The following is a 16,329-nucleotide window of genomic DNA, read 5'->3' as shown; positions in this document are numbered from 1 at the left end:
AAAATTAAATCATCGATGAAAAGGAGAACGGTATGTTAGATAAATTAAAATACCCAATTATACAAGCTCCTATGGCGGGAGGGGTATCGACGCCAGCTCTTGCCGCAGCGGTATCCAATGCAGGCGGATTAGGTTTTCTAGCTGCTGGATACAAAACAACTGAAGATTTAAGAAAAGATATTCAAGAATTTCGTAATTTGTCTTCTAATATTTTTGGTGTAAATTTATTTGTCCCTAACCTAAATGAAATCAATGATAATTGTAATGTGGACGACTATCGAGCGAAGTTAGAAAAAGAAGCATTACTATTAGGAACTACAGTTGGAGATCCAATCGTGGATGATGATGACTGGCATAACAAAATTGACTTAATCAAAGAAGAAAAAATACCTGTTGTAAGTTTTACTTTTGGATGTCCGTCTACTGAAACTATAAAAGAATTAAAGCAAAATGGAAGTTTCGTAATTGTTACCGTTACAAATTTAGAAGAAGCAAAAATAGCAAATGAATCGGGTGCCGATGCATTATGTTTGCAAGGCATTGAGGCGGGAGGACATCGAGCTTCCTTTTCAAATAATATGGAACCTCACGAAGAGTATGGATTACTCGTTTTTATAAGTATCGTGAAAAAGGAAATCGATATTCCTATTATAGCGGCAGGAGGGATTATGGATGGTTGTACGATTACTGCTGTTTTAGGGGCAGGGGCTAGTGCTGCTCAATTAGGTACCGCTTTTCTCCTTTGTCCAGAAAGTGGGACGAATCCAGTATATAGAAAAGCTTTAACGGATTCGGACTATACAACAACTCATATTACACGTGCATTTACGGGCAGGCGTGCAAGAGGGTTAGTAAATTATTTTCTATCCACTTATGACAAGGAAGCACCCGCTGCGTATCCACAAGTTCATTATATGACACAAAAATTAAGAAAAGAGGCTGTTCAGTCAGATAATCCAAAGTACATGTCTTTATGGGCTGGACAGGGCTATAAACTTGCTCAATCTCTTCCAGCGGCAGATTTAATAAAAACATTAATGCTGCAAGTAAACACAAATCATGTATGACTTTAGCTAATATACAGGGTTGGTCATTATAAATTTATTAGAAGGAGTTTTAAAATGACAAAAGATATTTTTAGAATTGCTTTAGTAGGTTGCGGACCAAGAGGACTTTCTGTGTTAGAAAGACTTCGTACAAATTTTAAAGAAGACTCTTATGCAGGTAAAATTGAAATTTATATGATAGACCCTTTCCTTCCAGGTTCTGGCGAAGTGTGGAGAACAAATCAGTCGAAAACGTTATTGATGAACACAGTAGCTTCTCAAATTACTTTGTTTACGGATTTTAGTGTTGAATGTGAAGGTCCTATTATGCAAGGTCCTTGTTTGTATGAATGGGCTAAGTCTTTAACAAAGATAGCGAATGCTAATTTGGAATATAGCGAATTAGTCATGAGAGAGGCAGAAGAATTAAAACCAGATTCCTATCCTACACGTGCCTTTTATGGTCACTACTTGGAATGGGTATTTAAAGAAGTTGTCTTAACTATGCCAAGTAACGTCATGGTATATACTCATCAAACACGAGCTATTGCGATTGATGATGCATATGATGGAAGCCAGATTGTACAGCTTGAAAAGGATAATGTTCATTTAAGAGTGGACGCTGTCGTGTTAGCGCAAGGTCATACACCGGTAAGTTTATCTCCAGAAGAAGAGAAATTAAGAAAAATCGCAGCTGAAAAGGGAATGATCTATATTACCCCGAGTAATCCAGCCGATGTTTCATTAGAGTGCATAAAAGCAGGAGAGCCTGTTATTTTAAAGGGACTCGGTTTGAATTTCTTCGATTACATGTCACTGTTTACACAGGGAAGAGGCGGGCAATTCATACGAACAGGAAACAAATTAGTATACCAAGCTTCAGGGGAAGAGCCTATCATCTATGCAGGTTCTCGAAGAGGTATTCCATATCACGCTCGTGGTGAAAATGAGAAGGGTGCATCAGGCAGACACACACCAATATATATCACTCCAGAGGTGATTAAGAATTTTCATAACCAAACGCTAGACGGACAAGCCGTAGATTTTAAAAATGATGTATGGCCACTTATTGCGAAAGAAATAGAAACGATTTATTACAAGGCAATCATTGAAGAGAAATCAGGTTTGAATGCTGGACAGGAGTTTCAGGCTAAATATAGTCTCTATTCCTATGGAAGTGAACATGAGAGAAGCATTTTAAAGGACTTTGGCATTCCTGATGATTTAATGTGGGATTGGGAAACGCTTGCTAATCCTGTCAAAAATCATTTTTATGATAATCCCGAAGAATTTAATGATTGGTTAATTCATTATCTTTCTTTAGACTTAAAGGAGGCCAAAAGAGGTAATGTGACCAGTCCTTTAAAATCGGCATTAGACGCGTTACGAGATTTACGTAATGAAATTCGTCTTATCGTAGATTACGCAGGTATTAATGGAGATTCGTATAAAATCGAATTAAAGAATTGGTATACGCCGTTAAATGCATTCTTTTCGATTGGTCCACCAGCAATTAGAATTGAACAAATGATTGCTTTGATGGAAGCAGGAATTGTTAACATTATCGGGCCAAAACTTAAAGTAGAAGTAGTGGAAGAAGAATCCATATTTTATGCTGTGTCACCTTTCGTTAACAATAGTGGTATAAAGGCTAAGGCCCTCATTGAAGCACGTCTTCCTGAGACAAATTTAAAGCGAAATGCGGATCCATTAATGTCCTATTTGTTAAAAACAAACCAATGTCAAACTTATAAAATACCTAGTTGCAATGGTTTGATTTATGATACAGGGGGATTAGCTGTAAGTAGACCTCTTAACAAAGTTTTAGACGGTGAGGGCAAAGAGCATGCAAGAAGGTTTGCTTTTGGTGTTCCAACTGAAGGCGTTCACTGGGTTACTGCAGCGGGTATTAGACCTGGGGTTAATTCAGTTACATTATGTGAATCCGATGCAATTGCACGAGAAATTATTAGTCTATTACATGCAGAACACGAAAACAAAGAGAAAGAGATGAGAAAAATTCTTGTTAGAGCATAATAAATCAGAAAGAAAAACATCAAGAAGTGTTTTCACAGCGCTAACCGTAGTTTTTGTTACGATTTTGACTTCAACTCCTGTATTTTTACCAGGTGCAGTAAATGATTTAATAAGGAAGGATACAGGGTTTAGTGTTGGAGCTATAGGCGTAACAATAACATTATATTGGTTAGGATCACTTATGGGAGCCTATATTAGTAGGCAAATAAATAGCCATCATTCCATAGATAAGATAATAGGTATAGCAGTTCTAGTTACTGCATTCAGCCTTTTCTTAACGTTCGTATATCCGGAAATTGGATTATGGGTAGGCGCTGCTTTTGGGGGAGCTGTCTACGGCTACAGTCAACCATTTACTAATATGCTAATTATCAGACGGTGCCCGGAGAAGATTCAAGGATTTGCGTTTGGGTTGAAACAAGCAGCCATACCTGCAGCAACTTTGTTTTGTAGCCTTTCTGTTCCTTTTTTAGCAGTGCCTATAGGATGGAGAAATCTATTCGGGCTTGTTGCTGGACTAACTTTATTCTATGGCATAATCTTACTGATGAATTCAAAAGATGATGAACATGGCAATGCTAAAAAGAAAAATGCAACAAAACTACGCTTAAATAGACATTTAATGTTGTTGGCGATAGCAGGTGGCCTAGGCGCTGCAATTGGAAATAGCTTAGGTGGATTTTTGATTACGTCTCTAACACATGGAGGAATTACATTAGTAAAGGCTAGTATGGTGGCCGCAGTTGCATCGATAACAAATATTCTAGTAAGGGTTTTTGCTGGGTTAGCAATTGACCGTTTTAGAGGGCTTGAAAAAATATTGTTACTATCAATGTTTATCGTTGGATCATTAGGTACAGCAGCATTAACCATGCCTTCACACACTCTACAAGTAGTAGGGGCTATTCTAGCCTATGGTGGTGGCTGGGGCTGGGCTGGATTACTACACTATGTAACAGGAGCTGCTTATCCTGGAAGAGAAGGGCAAGCAACTGCTATTAGTCAAATGGGTGTTTCTCTAGGGGCAGCTGTCGGACCATTAATTTTTGGTTTGGTGTTTACAACTGTAGGTTCCAATGTAGCTTGGCTTCTAATGTCTATTGCTGGAATACTAGCATGTATATCAGTAGTAGAATCGTATCGAGTGAATGCTAAAGAAACGCCTATCCAAGAAAAGTTTAGTTAGTAATGGATTTGTTTCTATTAGTCGTTAAATAAATTGAATAGATGAATGGTTATGGAGAAAGGCACATTTATAGGTGCCTTTTCCTTTTATATTGTCATAGTTTGATTCAATTTTATTGGGAAATGGAAGGGGAAAGAGTAATTGGTATATACTGATTGGGAAAATAATCTTATATTATTACTCTCGAAAGAAAGTTTATCGTATGTAGAGGTTGATACTTTAAAACAATTACTTAAAATGCCTTTAGATTGGGTACGAGTAATAGGGCTATTAAAAATGCATCATATTTTCCCAAATGTATCTGTAATTATAAGAAAGTACATAGTGGATGAAACTAACTTTGAATACGGGTATGTAAAATTAAAAACAATGGCTAATTTAGAATATAAATTGCACAAAGAGATCGCCAATGAACAGTTACAACATCAGTTACAGTTGATAGAAATATTAAATAGAGCAGAAATTCCGTATGGTTTATTAGACGGGCTGCCAAATTGCCAAACGATCTATAAGGACAGTCTTCACAGTCCGTACTACGATAGTAAGGTGTTAGTGAATTATAAAGATAAAGGCAAGGTCGTACAATGTCTACAGTCTATTGGTTACATGCCAAATAACGCTGATGTGAATTTGGACACTGGGGATAGGATACTTGAAAACCTAAAACCGCTTGATTTAGTTAAATCCACCGAGATGAAATTTTTAAGTATATTTAAAATTAGATTTCAATTTTTTCCATATTCATTCGGTGAGCGTAATCTTCAAGAAGATGTAACGGAAGAATTGCTAAATAATGTACAAATATTAACAATAGATGGGGTTCAATTTAAAGTTTTGTTATGGGAAGATACGTTACTCTCTTTATGTGTAGACGTTTATAAGGATAAAAAATATAACAAGGATGTACCTCTTTTTAAATATACGGATATCTATCGGCTAATTAAGTCACAGGATATAAATTGGGATGTTTTTATTAAAAAAGTTAAGACGCACAATGTGGAGTATTTAGCATTTGAGGTCCTTTACGAAGTTGAGGAATTATATTATCCACTAATACCGCTGTTGACACTAAAAGCGTTGTCTACGGATAAATTCATTGAAGAAGATGTAGTTGTCAATCAGAATCATAATGAATGGCATGCGGATTTGTTAAGTAAGTTATTAAATTGAGTAGGATTGAAAGACTGAGTAAAGTTCTACGCATTTTTCGATGCATTCTTTTTGCTGTCTTTTAGGTTCGATAAGTTTTCTTCCCACTTAATAATGGTACAGGAGATTTTTTGCACACGTTAGAAAATAACATAAAAAACTCACCCTCCAATAAAGAAGGGTGAGTCGCTTGGAAGCCTTGAGGCTCTAATGGTAAAGTTAAAAGCCGCGTATGCCGTAGTTATTATAGAAAGTTTTAAACCACCACTCCTCAAAGTGGGTGTTCGCAGAAGTTTTCCTGCTTATCCTCATGCACCTTGGTGTGAGGCCCGTCATTCCAACTCCAATAATAAAACTCCCTTTTACAGCTTAAAGGTTAAAACTTAATATTATACGAACAATGCAGCCTTTAAGGATATAATAAGGCATGCAAAACAAAGTTGCAAGTAAGATGGTTTATGAAAAAAAGTCAATGGGCACATGTTGTAAAATAAAAAGTTATGGCCGAAAAATAGTTGGATAATAAGGGATTGTTTCATATATTTTTCACAAATGCGAACAAAAAATACGAACAACCTTTGCGAAATCAGACTAAGTGTGTGAAGATAGGAGCGTAATCATTTATCTATCGAAAAAATAGAGGGAGGAAGCAGAGATGGCAGCATATCCAAATTGTCCAAAATGTAATTCTGAATACACATATGAGGATGGCACAAATTTTGTTTGTCCAGAATGTGCACATGAATGGAGCACTAATGCAACAGAGCAGGAGTCAGATACACTCATTGTAAAAGACGCACATGGCAACTTGTTAGCAGATGGTGATGCGGTAACAGTTATTAAAGATTTAAAAGTAAAAGGAAGTTCTTCAACATTAAAAATCGGAACAAAGGTGAAAAGTATCCGTCTTGTTGAAGGGGATCACAATATTGATTGTAAAATTGATGGCTTCGGTGCAATGAAGCTAAAATCAGAGTTCGTGAAAAAAGCTTAAAAATTAAAATGATAAATGAGCATCTTTCGTAAGGAGAGATGCTTTTATCATTTCAAAGCCTACGTAAAACAATGGCAAAAGCGGCACCGAGTAGGGCAAATATAGTATGTAAAAGAGCTATATAGCTTGCACCAACTATAAGTGAACCAATATCGATAAAAGAGAAGTTCTTCATATAGAGTGGATTGCTAAAATTATTAATAATGGCCCAGACGAACACAGGTATAGAGCTTATGGCAAAGACAATCCAAATGTTTTTATAAAATAAATAAGTTAGGCAACCGAAAAGACCGTATAGTATGACGAAGCTTTTATGATTGCCAAGTAAAGATGAATTAAGGGCAAACATAAAAGATAGCACGATAAAAACAAGATGAAAAAAGGTTAATGTGCTTTTCATCGATAAGTTTTGATTAGTGGATAATTGTGTAGCGGCCAACTGCTGACATGATTTACATGTAGCTAAATGCTGTTCAATAAATTCGGTCGTATCGGCTTGGAGGCCATGTGCTTTATATAAAGGTAGTAAATCTTCTACAATTGAACATTCATGTGACAATATTTTCCCTCCTATCACTCCTATTATACGACTTTTTTTAGGAAATAAAAAAAGCCTTCCGTCGATCAATTCATCGGAAAACTTGTACATGCACGTTATTTGTTTGTGTCTAATACTTCATTTGTGAGCGCTTGTATATCAATATGTGTTTTTTCTTTTACAGCATCTTTTAATATTTCAGTTCTGAAATAGCGGACTGTTGCTGGAAGAGGAATCAATAACAGCTTCGATAGTGCCGTTTGATACATGTGGACAAATTCCATGTCGGTATTGCCGCGTTTTAATTCTGCAAAGGCTTCGTAAAATTGATCTAATTTGTCTGCGAATTCAAGTAAACGACCTTCTAGTGTTTCGTCTTTTCCTTCTTTCATGCGTTCAAAAAAGATGTCTTGGAACTCTTTAGGGATTTCGTTCATAATGAATTTTTCCATCATTTTTTCTTCCACATGTGCAAGCATTTGTTTTAGCTCTGGGCTAGCATGCTTTACGGGTGTTTTAATATCGCCGATAAATACTTCCGCGAAATCATGATTGATGGTTTTTTCATATAGCGATTTCCAATTCACTGTAGCTCCATTCATTTCTTCCAGTGTTGCAAAGAACATGGCATACTGTGAGACTTTCCAAGAATGTGCTGCTACATTATGTTCTTCAAATTTGAAGCGGCCAGGGCAACGAATAATACGTTCTAAATCATTAAGACTTGTAAAAAATTGATGAATTCCTATAAGAATCACTCCTTTTTGTTTCTATAAGTGCATGTTACTATAATCCATACCCTCTTTGTTCAAATTTCAAACAATTTAACAATGATTCATGTTGCATTTACAAAGGATTCACAATTATTGTGAGAGAACGCAAAGGGGAATGCTATAATGAGTAAGACTTGTTAAAGGGAGAGTATGCAATATGCTATCGATTTATACACTTCTTCTATATATACATATTTTAAGTGCAGTCCTTTCGATTGGGCCATTGTTTGTTGTTTTAGTAATTGTTAAGAAAATGCGTACAGCTGCACATGTTGAAATGCCACCATATATCCAAGTATTTCAAGGTGCAATTACGATCGTTAAACACGCGGGGCATGTGCTAGTTGCCTCGGGTATTTTATTAATGTGGCGTGGAGGATATCCATGGACAACATCGTGGGTAATCCTAACATTTCTTGTGATGGGTGGTTCGATTGTCTTTTTAGCTAGAGCCTTTAAACCAACTATTCGCACGTTCGATACGCCCGCCTATCATCAGCAAAAATTTGCTTCATTATTACAGCGTAAAGCATGGATATATATTGTATTATTGCTGATTATGTTATGGCTGATGGTAGCAAAACCAGTGCTTTGGTAATAAATTGTTTGAGTGACTGGCACTGCCGCAACCCTCGCTGATGCGAGGGTTTTTGCGTCTTGTGCCTTGAGTGGTTGCAAGAATTGTTTGAGTGACTGGCACTACTATTATTTGGGGATGTGGAAGGTGATGGTTGTGCCTTCGTTTGGAGTGCTTTTGATTTGTAACCTTTGACCATAAATCCTTTTAAGACGTAGGTCCGTATTGCGTAATCCAATGCCTCTACTCGTTGTATCCGTATCGGATAGTAATTGTGCTAATGTCGTGGCGTCCATACCAATACCGTTGTCAATTACACTGACGGTCACATAATCGGCAAGCTCTTTAATTCGAATACAAACAGTGCCGCCACCTTTTTGTTTTAATACACCATGTCGTAATGCATTTTCTACAAGCGTTTGCAAAGAAATTGGGGGAATCTCAACATCAATTTGTTCATCAATATCCCAATCAATTTGTAATAATTCCCCAAAACGTTGCTGTTCGATATAAAGATATGAACGGACGAGTTCGAGTTCATGACGCAGAGGTACAACTCGTTGCAGGTTCTTTACATCGAAGCTTGCGTGGAGATATTTCCCGAATTGATGCATTAAGTCAATCATTCGATCTGGATCAATTGTACTCAGTGAAGCAATTGTATTAAGTGTATTATATAAAAAATGAGGCTGTATTTGTGCTTGAAGCCAAGCAGTTTCCAAATGTAGCTGCTGATTGATGCTATATTTTAAATCAATTAACGCACGACAGCGTACTTTTAATTCCAAAGAATTAATGGGTTTCGTTACATAATCATTGGCCCCATGTGCAAACCCAGTATACACATCTTCAGGATTATTTCGAGCAGTTAACAATAAAATTGGTAGCTCTAGCAAGGTATAATGCTGTCGAATGTTTTCAATTAAGGCATATCCAGAAATATAAGGGAGCATTGCATCAATAATGACTAAATCCCATCTTTGTAAACGCAATAAATCCAGTGCCTTTTCACTACTTGTAATGGTTGTAATATTATATTCTGTAGCAGAGAATAGACTTCGCATCATTGTTAAGTTTACAGGGTCATCATCGACCATTAAAATTTTAAACTGTTTTTCAGTAGCAGAAGCTTTTAACTGCGTGTTATTCTCCTGTAAATGAATATCCTCTGTTCGCTCATCATCCAATTGTTCTATCTCTTCCATGACATCTACAATAGGTATAGTAAAAAGCAAATCTGCTCCTTTATTAAGTAATGAACCTCCGTGTAATTCAATTAGTTGCTTAGAAATCAAAAAACTAAGATGAATTTCTTCATTATCTGAAAGTCCTTTGTCAGAAGAAAAGAGATGTTCGTGAAGATTAATATCAGGATTGTTCGTTCCAGACTCTGTCAGTTTGATATAAATTACAGCCATCTTTCTTTCTATTGTTGCGCTAATTTCGATTGAACTAGCGTTCGTATTTTTAATAGAGCTGTGTAGCAGATTAAACAGAATTTGAATAAGCCGTTTTTCATCGGCTAGCACAAGAGGGAAGTCTCTTGCAATAGAAGATGTCATTTGAATTTGTTTTCCCACAGCAATAAAACGTAGCATATCAAATACGCCAGACACCACGCCTTGAATGCGGACATTCTTTTTATGAAGGTGTAAATTATTGTCTTTTAATCGTGTATAATCCACGATGTCATTGAGCGTAAAGGACATACTGCGTCCTATATCAATTAAATATTTTAAATTCTGCTTGTCTTCCATAACAAAACAATTGTTTGGATTATCATAAATTGTTTGTCCTAAAGTAATCATTTTATTCATAGGGTCCCAAAGCTTTTGTGCATTGCTTAATAAAAACTCATCTTTCATTTCCCCATCTTTTTGTAATTTGGCAACAAGCAGATTAATCTGTTGTTGATTTTCATAAAAGCGTTTAAACCAATAACCTGCAAAGCCCAGTGCAATCATTAAATAGTCAAATGGATAAAACGGGATGTCTAATACAAAAGACATTTTTATAAGGCCCCATATAATTCCGTTTGTTGTGCCAATAGCTGTAAATGCAATAAAAGCTGAACTTTCTTGATTTCCTATATACTCTTTTAAGGCCAGTACAACAACATATAAAAATGACACGACATAAAGCATAAAGAAGGCTAAGTTAGCTGTGTGTAGCCATTGAATAGGTAAGAGTATAATAAGTAGCGCGCCTAAGGCATACAATGTTGTAAACCATCGGAAATATTTTGCTTGTTGATAGCGCACTAATAAGACACGAATAAACTGTACAAAGAAATAGGAAGCACCAAGATAAATAAGATTGGATAGCTTTAACGACCATACATAATCCAAATGTAACCAATCAAGTATTGAACGATCATAAGTAATAAGTTCGTCAGCTAAAGGTAAAAGAAAGCCGACAGTGAACAGCAACACTTTTTTATTGCGGTAAATAAAGAGAAAGACAAGAATGCTAAATAACGCAAATAAAATAAGCAACATCGAAATAGCTACAAGTGATAATTGTGTAATGAACTGATGGTGCATCATGGCTGACGCAGAGCTAAATGAAAGACGTTTATCTATAACCATATTGGAGGGAGTATCAAAATTGGATACATGTAAAATGACGTCGATTTCAGACTGCTCTGCAGTGAAATATATGGTGTAAGGTGCGGCCTGTCCTTTATGAGTGCTAGGATTTGATGACACTACTCCAGACTGCCCCGCAAGTTTCCCGTTAATATATAGCGCTGATGCAGTAGAAATGGCAGGAACTCGGATAGCATAACGGTGATTTGAATGGGCATTAGCACTTAATAAGATTTTTACACGATATGTACCAAAATGTTGTTTTGTCGCTGAACCCCTTTGCATAGGAATTTTACGGACAGTTTGTTCGATGGAACTGCTTGTCTCATTGCTGTTAGGTGTTTTTAACAACACTTCAGGATAATAGAGCCATTCACCATTGATTTGATAGATCTCATCTTCTGTTAAAGTTTGCTGGCGCATATCTAAAACACCTGCTTGTGCAAGTGGTTGATTATTAGAAGGTGTAAAATATGCTAGCCAGAGTAGACGGAAAATCGTTAAGACGATAAAAATGATTAAAATAACTAGCAAATGTCTTACGATAGGTTTTCTCAACGCCAATATAAAGCCTCCTGTAAGTTAAAATATTAGATTGTATTGTTTTACCATGCCATGAAATAAAGAAAAAGAAAATATGCATTTCGCTCTAAAGAAAACTTTATGTATATAAATTGAAGATTTTCACACATTATTAGTTCTTTTTGAGTAATTGTGTTTTGAGTTACAGAGGTTAAAACGATTAGTTGTTAAGTATTTTTTAAGAGGTATGACGTATGATGATGAAATAAAAACTTTTAATATGAGAATTGAACTTATTATATATAGCTTTAGCAAAATATCATCTCAATGGGAGAAATGATCTATTGTGGAGAAATTTAAGTTAAATTTATCGTTTGTCATTGTTAGTATGATAATAATTGTTGTACTCGTTACATCAAGTATCAGTATTTGGATTAGTTATAAAAGTTACAGTGAAATGCTAACACAGCCTAACCATGCTTTACAGGAAGCTTTTATAGAGGAAGTTTCTGATATAGCTGAAATCTATGTACAAGAGTCATTACAAAACTCACAAACAGAATTTTTAGTTAAGGATAGGCTTGAACAGGCAGTAAGTCAGTTACAAAAAGAAAGTGTTGTCTCTGTTAGTGTGTTTTTTAAAAAAATACTTCTTCCTTTAATGTTAATAGTAGCAATCGTTTTCATATTGGTACTGTGGTTTGTGTTGAAAATTATTCGACCTCTACAAGATATTGTTAAAAGTGGACAAGAGGGCTGTGGAATTAACGATTTAAAATTAGTGAATGACTGGTATGCTGAGGCGAGCAACTTGAAAGATGCCATGTTAAAGGTAAAAGCTGATTCACAAAATAAAATTAAGGAATTGACTGACCAGTTGAAATTAGATTCTTTAACAGGTATTCCGAATCGCCGAAGCATGGATCAAGTATTAAGTAATTTAATTGCAGAGAAAGTGCCACATGCCATTATTTTAATCGATTTAGATGAATTCAAAAGTGTCAATGATACATATGGGCATACAGTGGGGGATGAGGTTTTAAAAGCTTTTGCAAACAAAATGAAGGAAAGCGTTCAGGGAAGCTGTTTTAGATATGGAGGAGAGGAGTTTTTAATTATTTTGCCTTATACGGCAATTGAAGACGCCGTTAAATTAGCAGAGGAATTGCGAGTTAAACAAGCGCAAGCTGAAAATCCTAGTGGTCGTCCAGTTACCTTGTCGGCAGGTGTTACAGTTTTTTCTTCTTCGATTTGTGACCCGAATCAGTTAATAGCTATTGCTGATCAGGCATTGTATGAGGCAAAACAATCAGGTAGAAACTGTATACGTGTGGTGGAGGATTTCTCTCGAATTAGTAGTTAATTACCTTCAACAACCAAAAAATGTAGCTGTCTCTTAGGAGGCAGCTACATTTTTACTCTTGCGCTATTGTTGCGTATAATTCTATGGTCTCTTGATTAGGTGAAATATCTAGGTCAGTAAACAAGGTCTTCTTAAAGTCTTTGTAAACTTTTACTGCATTAGCACGATTATCTTCTTCAATATAGAGTTGAAGAAGCTCTTGGATGATTTTATCTGAATAAGGATTGTAGTCCAGCATCACTAGTAAAGTACGCTCCATTTTTTCTACATTGTTTGTTGCCTTGTAATGCTCAACTAAATAATTTAGTAAAAGCGTAATTTGGTTATGAATGAAATTCGACTTACTATGAATCCAAGAGTAATCTAATGTAGCCATGTATTCTCCATGAGAGTTTTGAATAAATGCCTCCGCTCTTTCTATATCTAGCTCCCCGAATTCCTCTTTGTGCTTTAACAGGTGCTCTAATTCTAAGACATCAGATTGAAAATTCTCTAGCTGTAAAATATAACAGCCGTTTACATATTGTAAAACGTTAAAGTACCCTAAAGCTGAGAGAGTCGTACGTAGATAAGAAACTGTTGTATGAAGTTGCACTCTTGCCTTTTTGTATTCAGTTTCAGCCCATAATGCTTCGATGATTGTATCTCTAGGCACATGGCTGTTGAGATTAGATAAAAGAAAGGCAAATAATTCTTTTGTTTTAACAGTTCGCCAATGCACGATGTTCTTATTATGTAAAACAGTGAATCCGCCTAAGCACTGGATACTAAGGGAGTACTCATTCTGTTGCACTCGAGTAGGGGGGGCTATTTCTAATTGGAATAGTTCATGTATCCTATTGATAGTCATCTCAAGTCGAGATTTAGAAATAGGCTTTAGTAAATAGTCTAAGGAATTAATTTCAAATGCCTGTACAGCATAATCTCGATACGCTGTCACAAAAACAATACAGACATTTTTCTTCCACTCCTTTAATATTTGAGCAATTTGCAAACCGTCCATTCCTGGCATTTCAACATCTAAAAAAGCGACATGATAGTCCAATGTAGGTGCCTCATCAAGCAAATCTTTAATTGTTGAAAAAGCTTTAACAACCTCTACTGAATCAAATTCTTTCAACTTTTTTTCCATGTTTAAAAGAGCTAACGGTTCATCATCTGCAATTATTACTCGAATCACAGTAGGACACCAACTTTCAAATTAGTATATGACCTAACTATTTGTATTTTAGGTATTACATATAGTATTTAAATTGTAATTATTAGGTTAATAAAACTTTATTTTACATTAACAGAGGAAACGCAATAAGTATACAGAGTGATTCACTTGCTAAACACATTTTTTCTACAGCAACTAGAGCAGTGTGAATCCCCATTCGATTACTGTTTGGTTTAACCCATTAACAAAGTTCACTTTATAAAATCGAGTTCAAGGCATCTCCTTTCCTACTTTATCGGCTATAAAAACTGTATTTCCATTATATAAAATATGCAAATAGATTGTAGAGATTTGATCTTAATTTTCCATATAATTGTTTAATTGGAGAAAAAATTGATTGAAATTGTATATTTTACTGATTAAATAGTAATAATTTGTAATATCAGGTCCAAGTCCTGTGATATTTGGATGCATTCTACAATAATGCTTGTATACTTAAGAGCCTAATTCTCTAGTGTGCTAGCAACAGATTGCAGAAATATAAAACAACTGGAGGTATTACTTATTATGAAGAAAAAGGCAATAGCATTAGCTGTAGCATTGACTCTTGGTATGGGGATGTTCGGGAGTACCACTTCTGCTAAGGGAGTATATACTGGTCAGACGAGCAACATACTTTGGGGCATCTCACCTATTTATAATTTGAGTTTAGCCGAGTTGCAACAGTTAGACGAATTTGATTCGATATGGATTAATCCTGATCAGACCTTGAGTATGGAAAAAATACTGGAGGAAGAAAAGACAGATGACACCCACCTTATTGAGGCCGGTGATACATTATTCAGTCTTGCTAAAGTTCATAATGTTAAGGTGGACGATTTAAAAGAATGGAATAACCTCACATCAGATTTAATTTTAGTTGGTGAAACGTTAGCTGTTAAAGCTTCAGCAGCAAAGCCAAAAACAGCAAAAACCATTGCACAGAAGCCTGCAACAAAACAAGCTACAACAAAAACGGCCACAACAAAACAAGCGACAACAACAGCAAGTGCTCCAGCGAGTCAAAATGGTCAGACATATACAATGCGTGCAACAGCTTATACAGCATATTGTAAAGGTTGTTCAGGTATTACAGCAAACGGGACAGACATACGCTCAAATCCAAATTTAAAGGTGATTGCTGTTGATCCACGTGTTATTCCCCTTGGAACGAAGGTGTGGGTAGAAGGTTATGGCGAAGCGATAGCTGCTGATACTGGTGGTGCGATAAAAGGAAATAAAATTGATGTATTTATTCCTTCTGATGGACAAGCTCGTAATTGGGGTGTTCGAACAGTTACGGTAAAAATTTTAAATTAATACAACATAGGGATTTCTCAGTATTTTTATGAGAAATCCCTTTATTTGTAATGAGGATAAATACCTAGTTATGAGTTGCGAGAGTATTCTGATAAATGATAAACTATAAAAAAGGAGGATGATACAGTTTAAATGAATCTATACAAAAATAGTTAATTTTATAGTTGTTGCAGTGTAATCGCATTGTTGCAAATAAGATAGGCAAAACAGTTCAAAAGAGAGTTGCTAGAGAATGATACTGGCAAAGAAAGTTAGATTGTACCCAAGTGAATCGCAAGAACAAAAGTTGTGGCAATCAGTAGGAACAGCAAGATTTATCTATAATTGGACACTTGCAAAACAAGAAGAAAATTATAAAAATGGAGGCGAATTTTTAGCCGATACAGTTCTTAGGAAAAATAAATCTTATGTAGTTAGAAAAAATGAAAAGAGCTTAAAAAGACTACAAAGACAAGTAACTAGAAAATATAAACAAAATAAAAAAGGAAAGGAGTATGTCAAAACTAAAAATATTATAAAACTTGAAAATCGGATACGACTAGTCCACAGAAGATTGACTAATATACGGACTAATTATCTTCACCAAACGACAACAAGTATAGTGAAAACCAAGCCATACAGAGTTGTAATAGAAGATTTAAATATTATAGGCATGATGAAAAATAAGCATCTATCTAAAGTTATCTCAAAATAAGGTTATTATGAATTTAAACGACAACTTGAATATAAGTGTAAATTTAGAGGAATTGAGTTCGTAGTAGCAGATAGATTTTATCCATCATCCAAAACTTGCAGTCACTGTGGGGAGATTAACAAAGACTTAAAACTCAAAGATCGAGTTTATAGTTGTAGTTGTGGCTTATGTATTGATAGGGATTTAAATGCAAGTATTAATCTTGCCAAATATAAATTAGCATAATATCACCAACAAGATAACGCTAATATGTAGGATGCGTTGTATCCGAATTTACGCCCTCGGAGAGTTATATCAAACGAAAGTAGATGGGTTACTTGTAGCGATCGAAATCGGACTTGTTG

Annotated in this window: 12 protein-coding genes, 1 other RNA gene and 2 pseudogenes; 10 read left to right on the top strand and 5 right to left on the bottom strand. The window is 35.6% G+C overall.

Annotation, left to right across the window (positions count from 1 at the left end):
• Positions 1–32 precede the first annotated feature (32 nt).
• The 4 genes from FC748_RS15490 (at position 33) to FC748_RS15475 (ending at position 5,439) form a co-directional block, all read left to right on the top strand.
• Positions 33–1,067, top strand: coding sequence for an NAD(P)H-dependent flavin oxidoreductase (locus FC748_RS15490; protein ID WP_024360904.1), 1,035 nt, complete (start codon positions 33–35; stop codon positions 1,065–1,067).
• Positions 1,068–1,121: 54 nt separating this feature from the next.
• On the top strand, positions 1,122–3,083 hold the full coding sequence (locus FC748_RS15485) for an FAD/NAD(P)-binding protein (RefSeq protein ID WP_025218434.1): 1,962 nt from the start codon (positions 1,122–1,124) through the stop codon (positions 3,081–3,083).
• Positions 3,070–4,269, top strand: a complete 1,200-nt coding sequence (locus FC748_RS15480) for an MFS transporter (RefSeq protein WP_108030688.1) — start codon at positions 3,070–3,072, stop codon at positions 4,267–4,269. Before FC748_RS15485 ends, FC748_RS15480 begins: the two co-directional genes overlap by 14 nt.
• 141 nt (positions 4,270–4,410) lie before the next feature.
• Positions 4,411–5,439: a nucleotidyltransferase family protein gene (locus FC748_RS15475; RefSeq protein WP_108030687.1), complete on the top strand. Its 1,029-nt coding sequence runs from the start codon at positions 4,411–4,413 to the stop codon at positions 5,437–5,439.
• 198 nt (positions 5,440–5,637) lie between these two features.
• Here the strand turns inward: FC748_RS15475 and ssrS are convergent.
• Positions 5,638–5,830, bottom strand: a non-coding RNA gene (gene ssrS / locus FC748_RS15470) — 6S RNA.
• A 243-nt stretch (positions 5,831–6,073) separates the two neighbouring features.
• Here ssrS and FC748_RS15465 point away from each other — a divergent pair.
• Positions 6,074–6,412 (top strand): zinc ribbon domain-containing protein YjdM, encoded by a 339-nt coding sequence (locus FC748_RS15465; RefSeq protein ID WP_108030686.1) that lies wholly within the window; start codon positions 6,074–6,076, stop codon positions 6,410–6,412.
• 52 nt (positions 6,413–6,464) lie between these two features.
• Here the strand turns inward: FC748_RS15465 and FC748_RS15460 are convergent, their stop codons facing one another.
• Positions 6,465–6,971: a zf-HC2 domain-containing protein gene (locus tag FC748_RS15460; RefSeq protein ID WP_038509369.1), complete on the bottom strand. Its 507-nt coding sequence runs from the start codon at positions 6,969–6,971 to the stop codon at positions 6,465–6,467.
• 95 nt (positions 6,972–7,066) lie between these two features.
• Positions 7,067–7,708, bottom strand: coding sequence for a YfbR-like 5'-deoxynucleotidase (locus FC748_RS15455; protein WP_029747446.1), 642 nt, complete (start codon positions 7,706–7,708; stop codon positions 7,067–7,069).
• Positions 7,709–7,880: 172 nt separating this feature from the next.
• On the opposite strand from FC748_RS15455, the gene FC748_RS15450 reads away from it, so the two are divergent.
• On the top strand, positions 7,881–8,321 hold the full coding sequence (locus tag FC748_RS15450) for a hypothetical protein (RefSeq protein WP_025218487.1): 441 nt from the start codon (positions 7,881–7,883) through the stop codon (positions 8,319–8,321).
• Positions 8,322–8,428: 107 nt separating this feature from the next.
• On the opposite strand, the gene FC748_RS15445 is transcribed toward FC748_RS15450, so the two are convergent.
• A complete protein-coding gene (locus FC748_RS15445) occupies positions 8,429–11,452 on the bottom strand; it encodes a hybrid sensor histidine kinase/response regulator (protein ID WP_108030685.1) in 3,024 nt (1,007 codons plus the stop codon).
• A 304-nt stretch (positions 11,453–11,756) separates the two neighbouring features.
• On the opposite strand from FC748_RS15445, the gene FC748_RS15440 reads away from it, so the two are divergent.
• The gene (locus tag FC748_RS15440; protein ID WP_108030684.1) at positions 11,757–12,773 is read left to right on the top strand and encodes a GGDEF domain-containing protein; all 1,017 of its coding nucleotides are present in this window, start codon (positions 11,757–11,759) and stop codon (positions 12,771–12,773) included.
• Between the two features lie 52 nt (positions 12,774–12,825).
• Here FC748_RS15440 and FC748_RS15435 read toward each other — a convergent pair whose 3' ends face one another.
• Positions 12,826–13,953 carry a response regulator gene (locus FC748_RS15435; protein WP_024364658.1) on the bottom strand — a complete coding sequence of 376 codons (1,128 nt, stop codon included), beginning with the start codon at positions 13,951–13,953 and terminating at the stop codon, positions 12,826–12,828.
• 546 nt (positions 13,954–14,499) lie between these two features.
• On the opposite strand from FC748_RS15435, the gene FC748_RS15430 reads away from it, so the two are divergent.
• From FC748_RS15430 to FC748_RS15425, 3 genes and pseudogenes are all read left to right on the top strand, one after another.
• Positions 14,500–15,291, top strand: coding sequence for a 3D domain-containing protein (locus tag FC748_RS15430; protein WP_024364657.1), 792 nt, complete (start codon positions 14,500–14,502; stop codon positions 15,289–15,291).
• 232 nt (positions 15,292–15,523) lie between these two features.
• Positions 15,524–15,646: pseudogene (locus FC748_RS22600) on the top strand (helix-turn-helix domain-containing protein); the annotation flags it as partial.
• A 42-nt stretch (positions 15,647–15,688) separates the two neighbouring features.
• A pseudogene (locus FC748_RS15425) lies at positions 15,689–16,210 on the top strand (RNA-guided endonuclease InsQ/TnpB family protein); the annotation flags it as partial.
• Between the last annotated feature and the right edge of the window lie 119 nt (positions 16,211–16,329).

This window comes from Lysinibacillus sphaericus, from assembly GCF_005217585.1.
Lineage (GTDB): Bacteria > Bacillota > Bacilli > Bacillales_A > Planococcaceae > Lysinibacillus > Lysinibacillus sphaericus.
This window is presented reverse-complemented; position numbering and strand designations above follow the sequence as displayed.

What these genes read in the sequence shown, in the direction of transcription:
- FC748_RS15465 (WP_108030686.1), top strand. Translation starts at nt 6,074, where the DNA reads ATGGCAGCATATCCAAATTGTCCAAAATGTAATTCTGAATACACATAT.
- FC748_RS15430 (WP_024364657.1), top strand. Translation starts at nt 14,500, where the DNA reads ATGAAGAAAAAGGCAATAGCATTAGCTGTAGCATTGACTCTTGGTATG.
- FC748_RS15485 (WP_025218434.1), top strand. Translation starts at nt 1,122, where the DNA reads ATGACAAAAGATATTTTTAGAATTGCTTTAGTAGGTTGCGGACCAAGA.
- FC748_RS15490 (WP_024360904.1), top strand. Translation starts at nt 33, where the DNA reads ATGTTAGATAAATTAAAATACCCAATTATACAAGCTCCTATGGCGGGA.
- FC748_RS15450 (WP_025218487.1), top strand. Translation starts at nt 7,881, where the DNA reads ATGCTATCGATTTATACACTTCTTCTATATATACATATTTTAAGTGCA.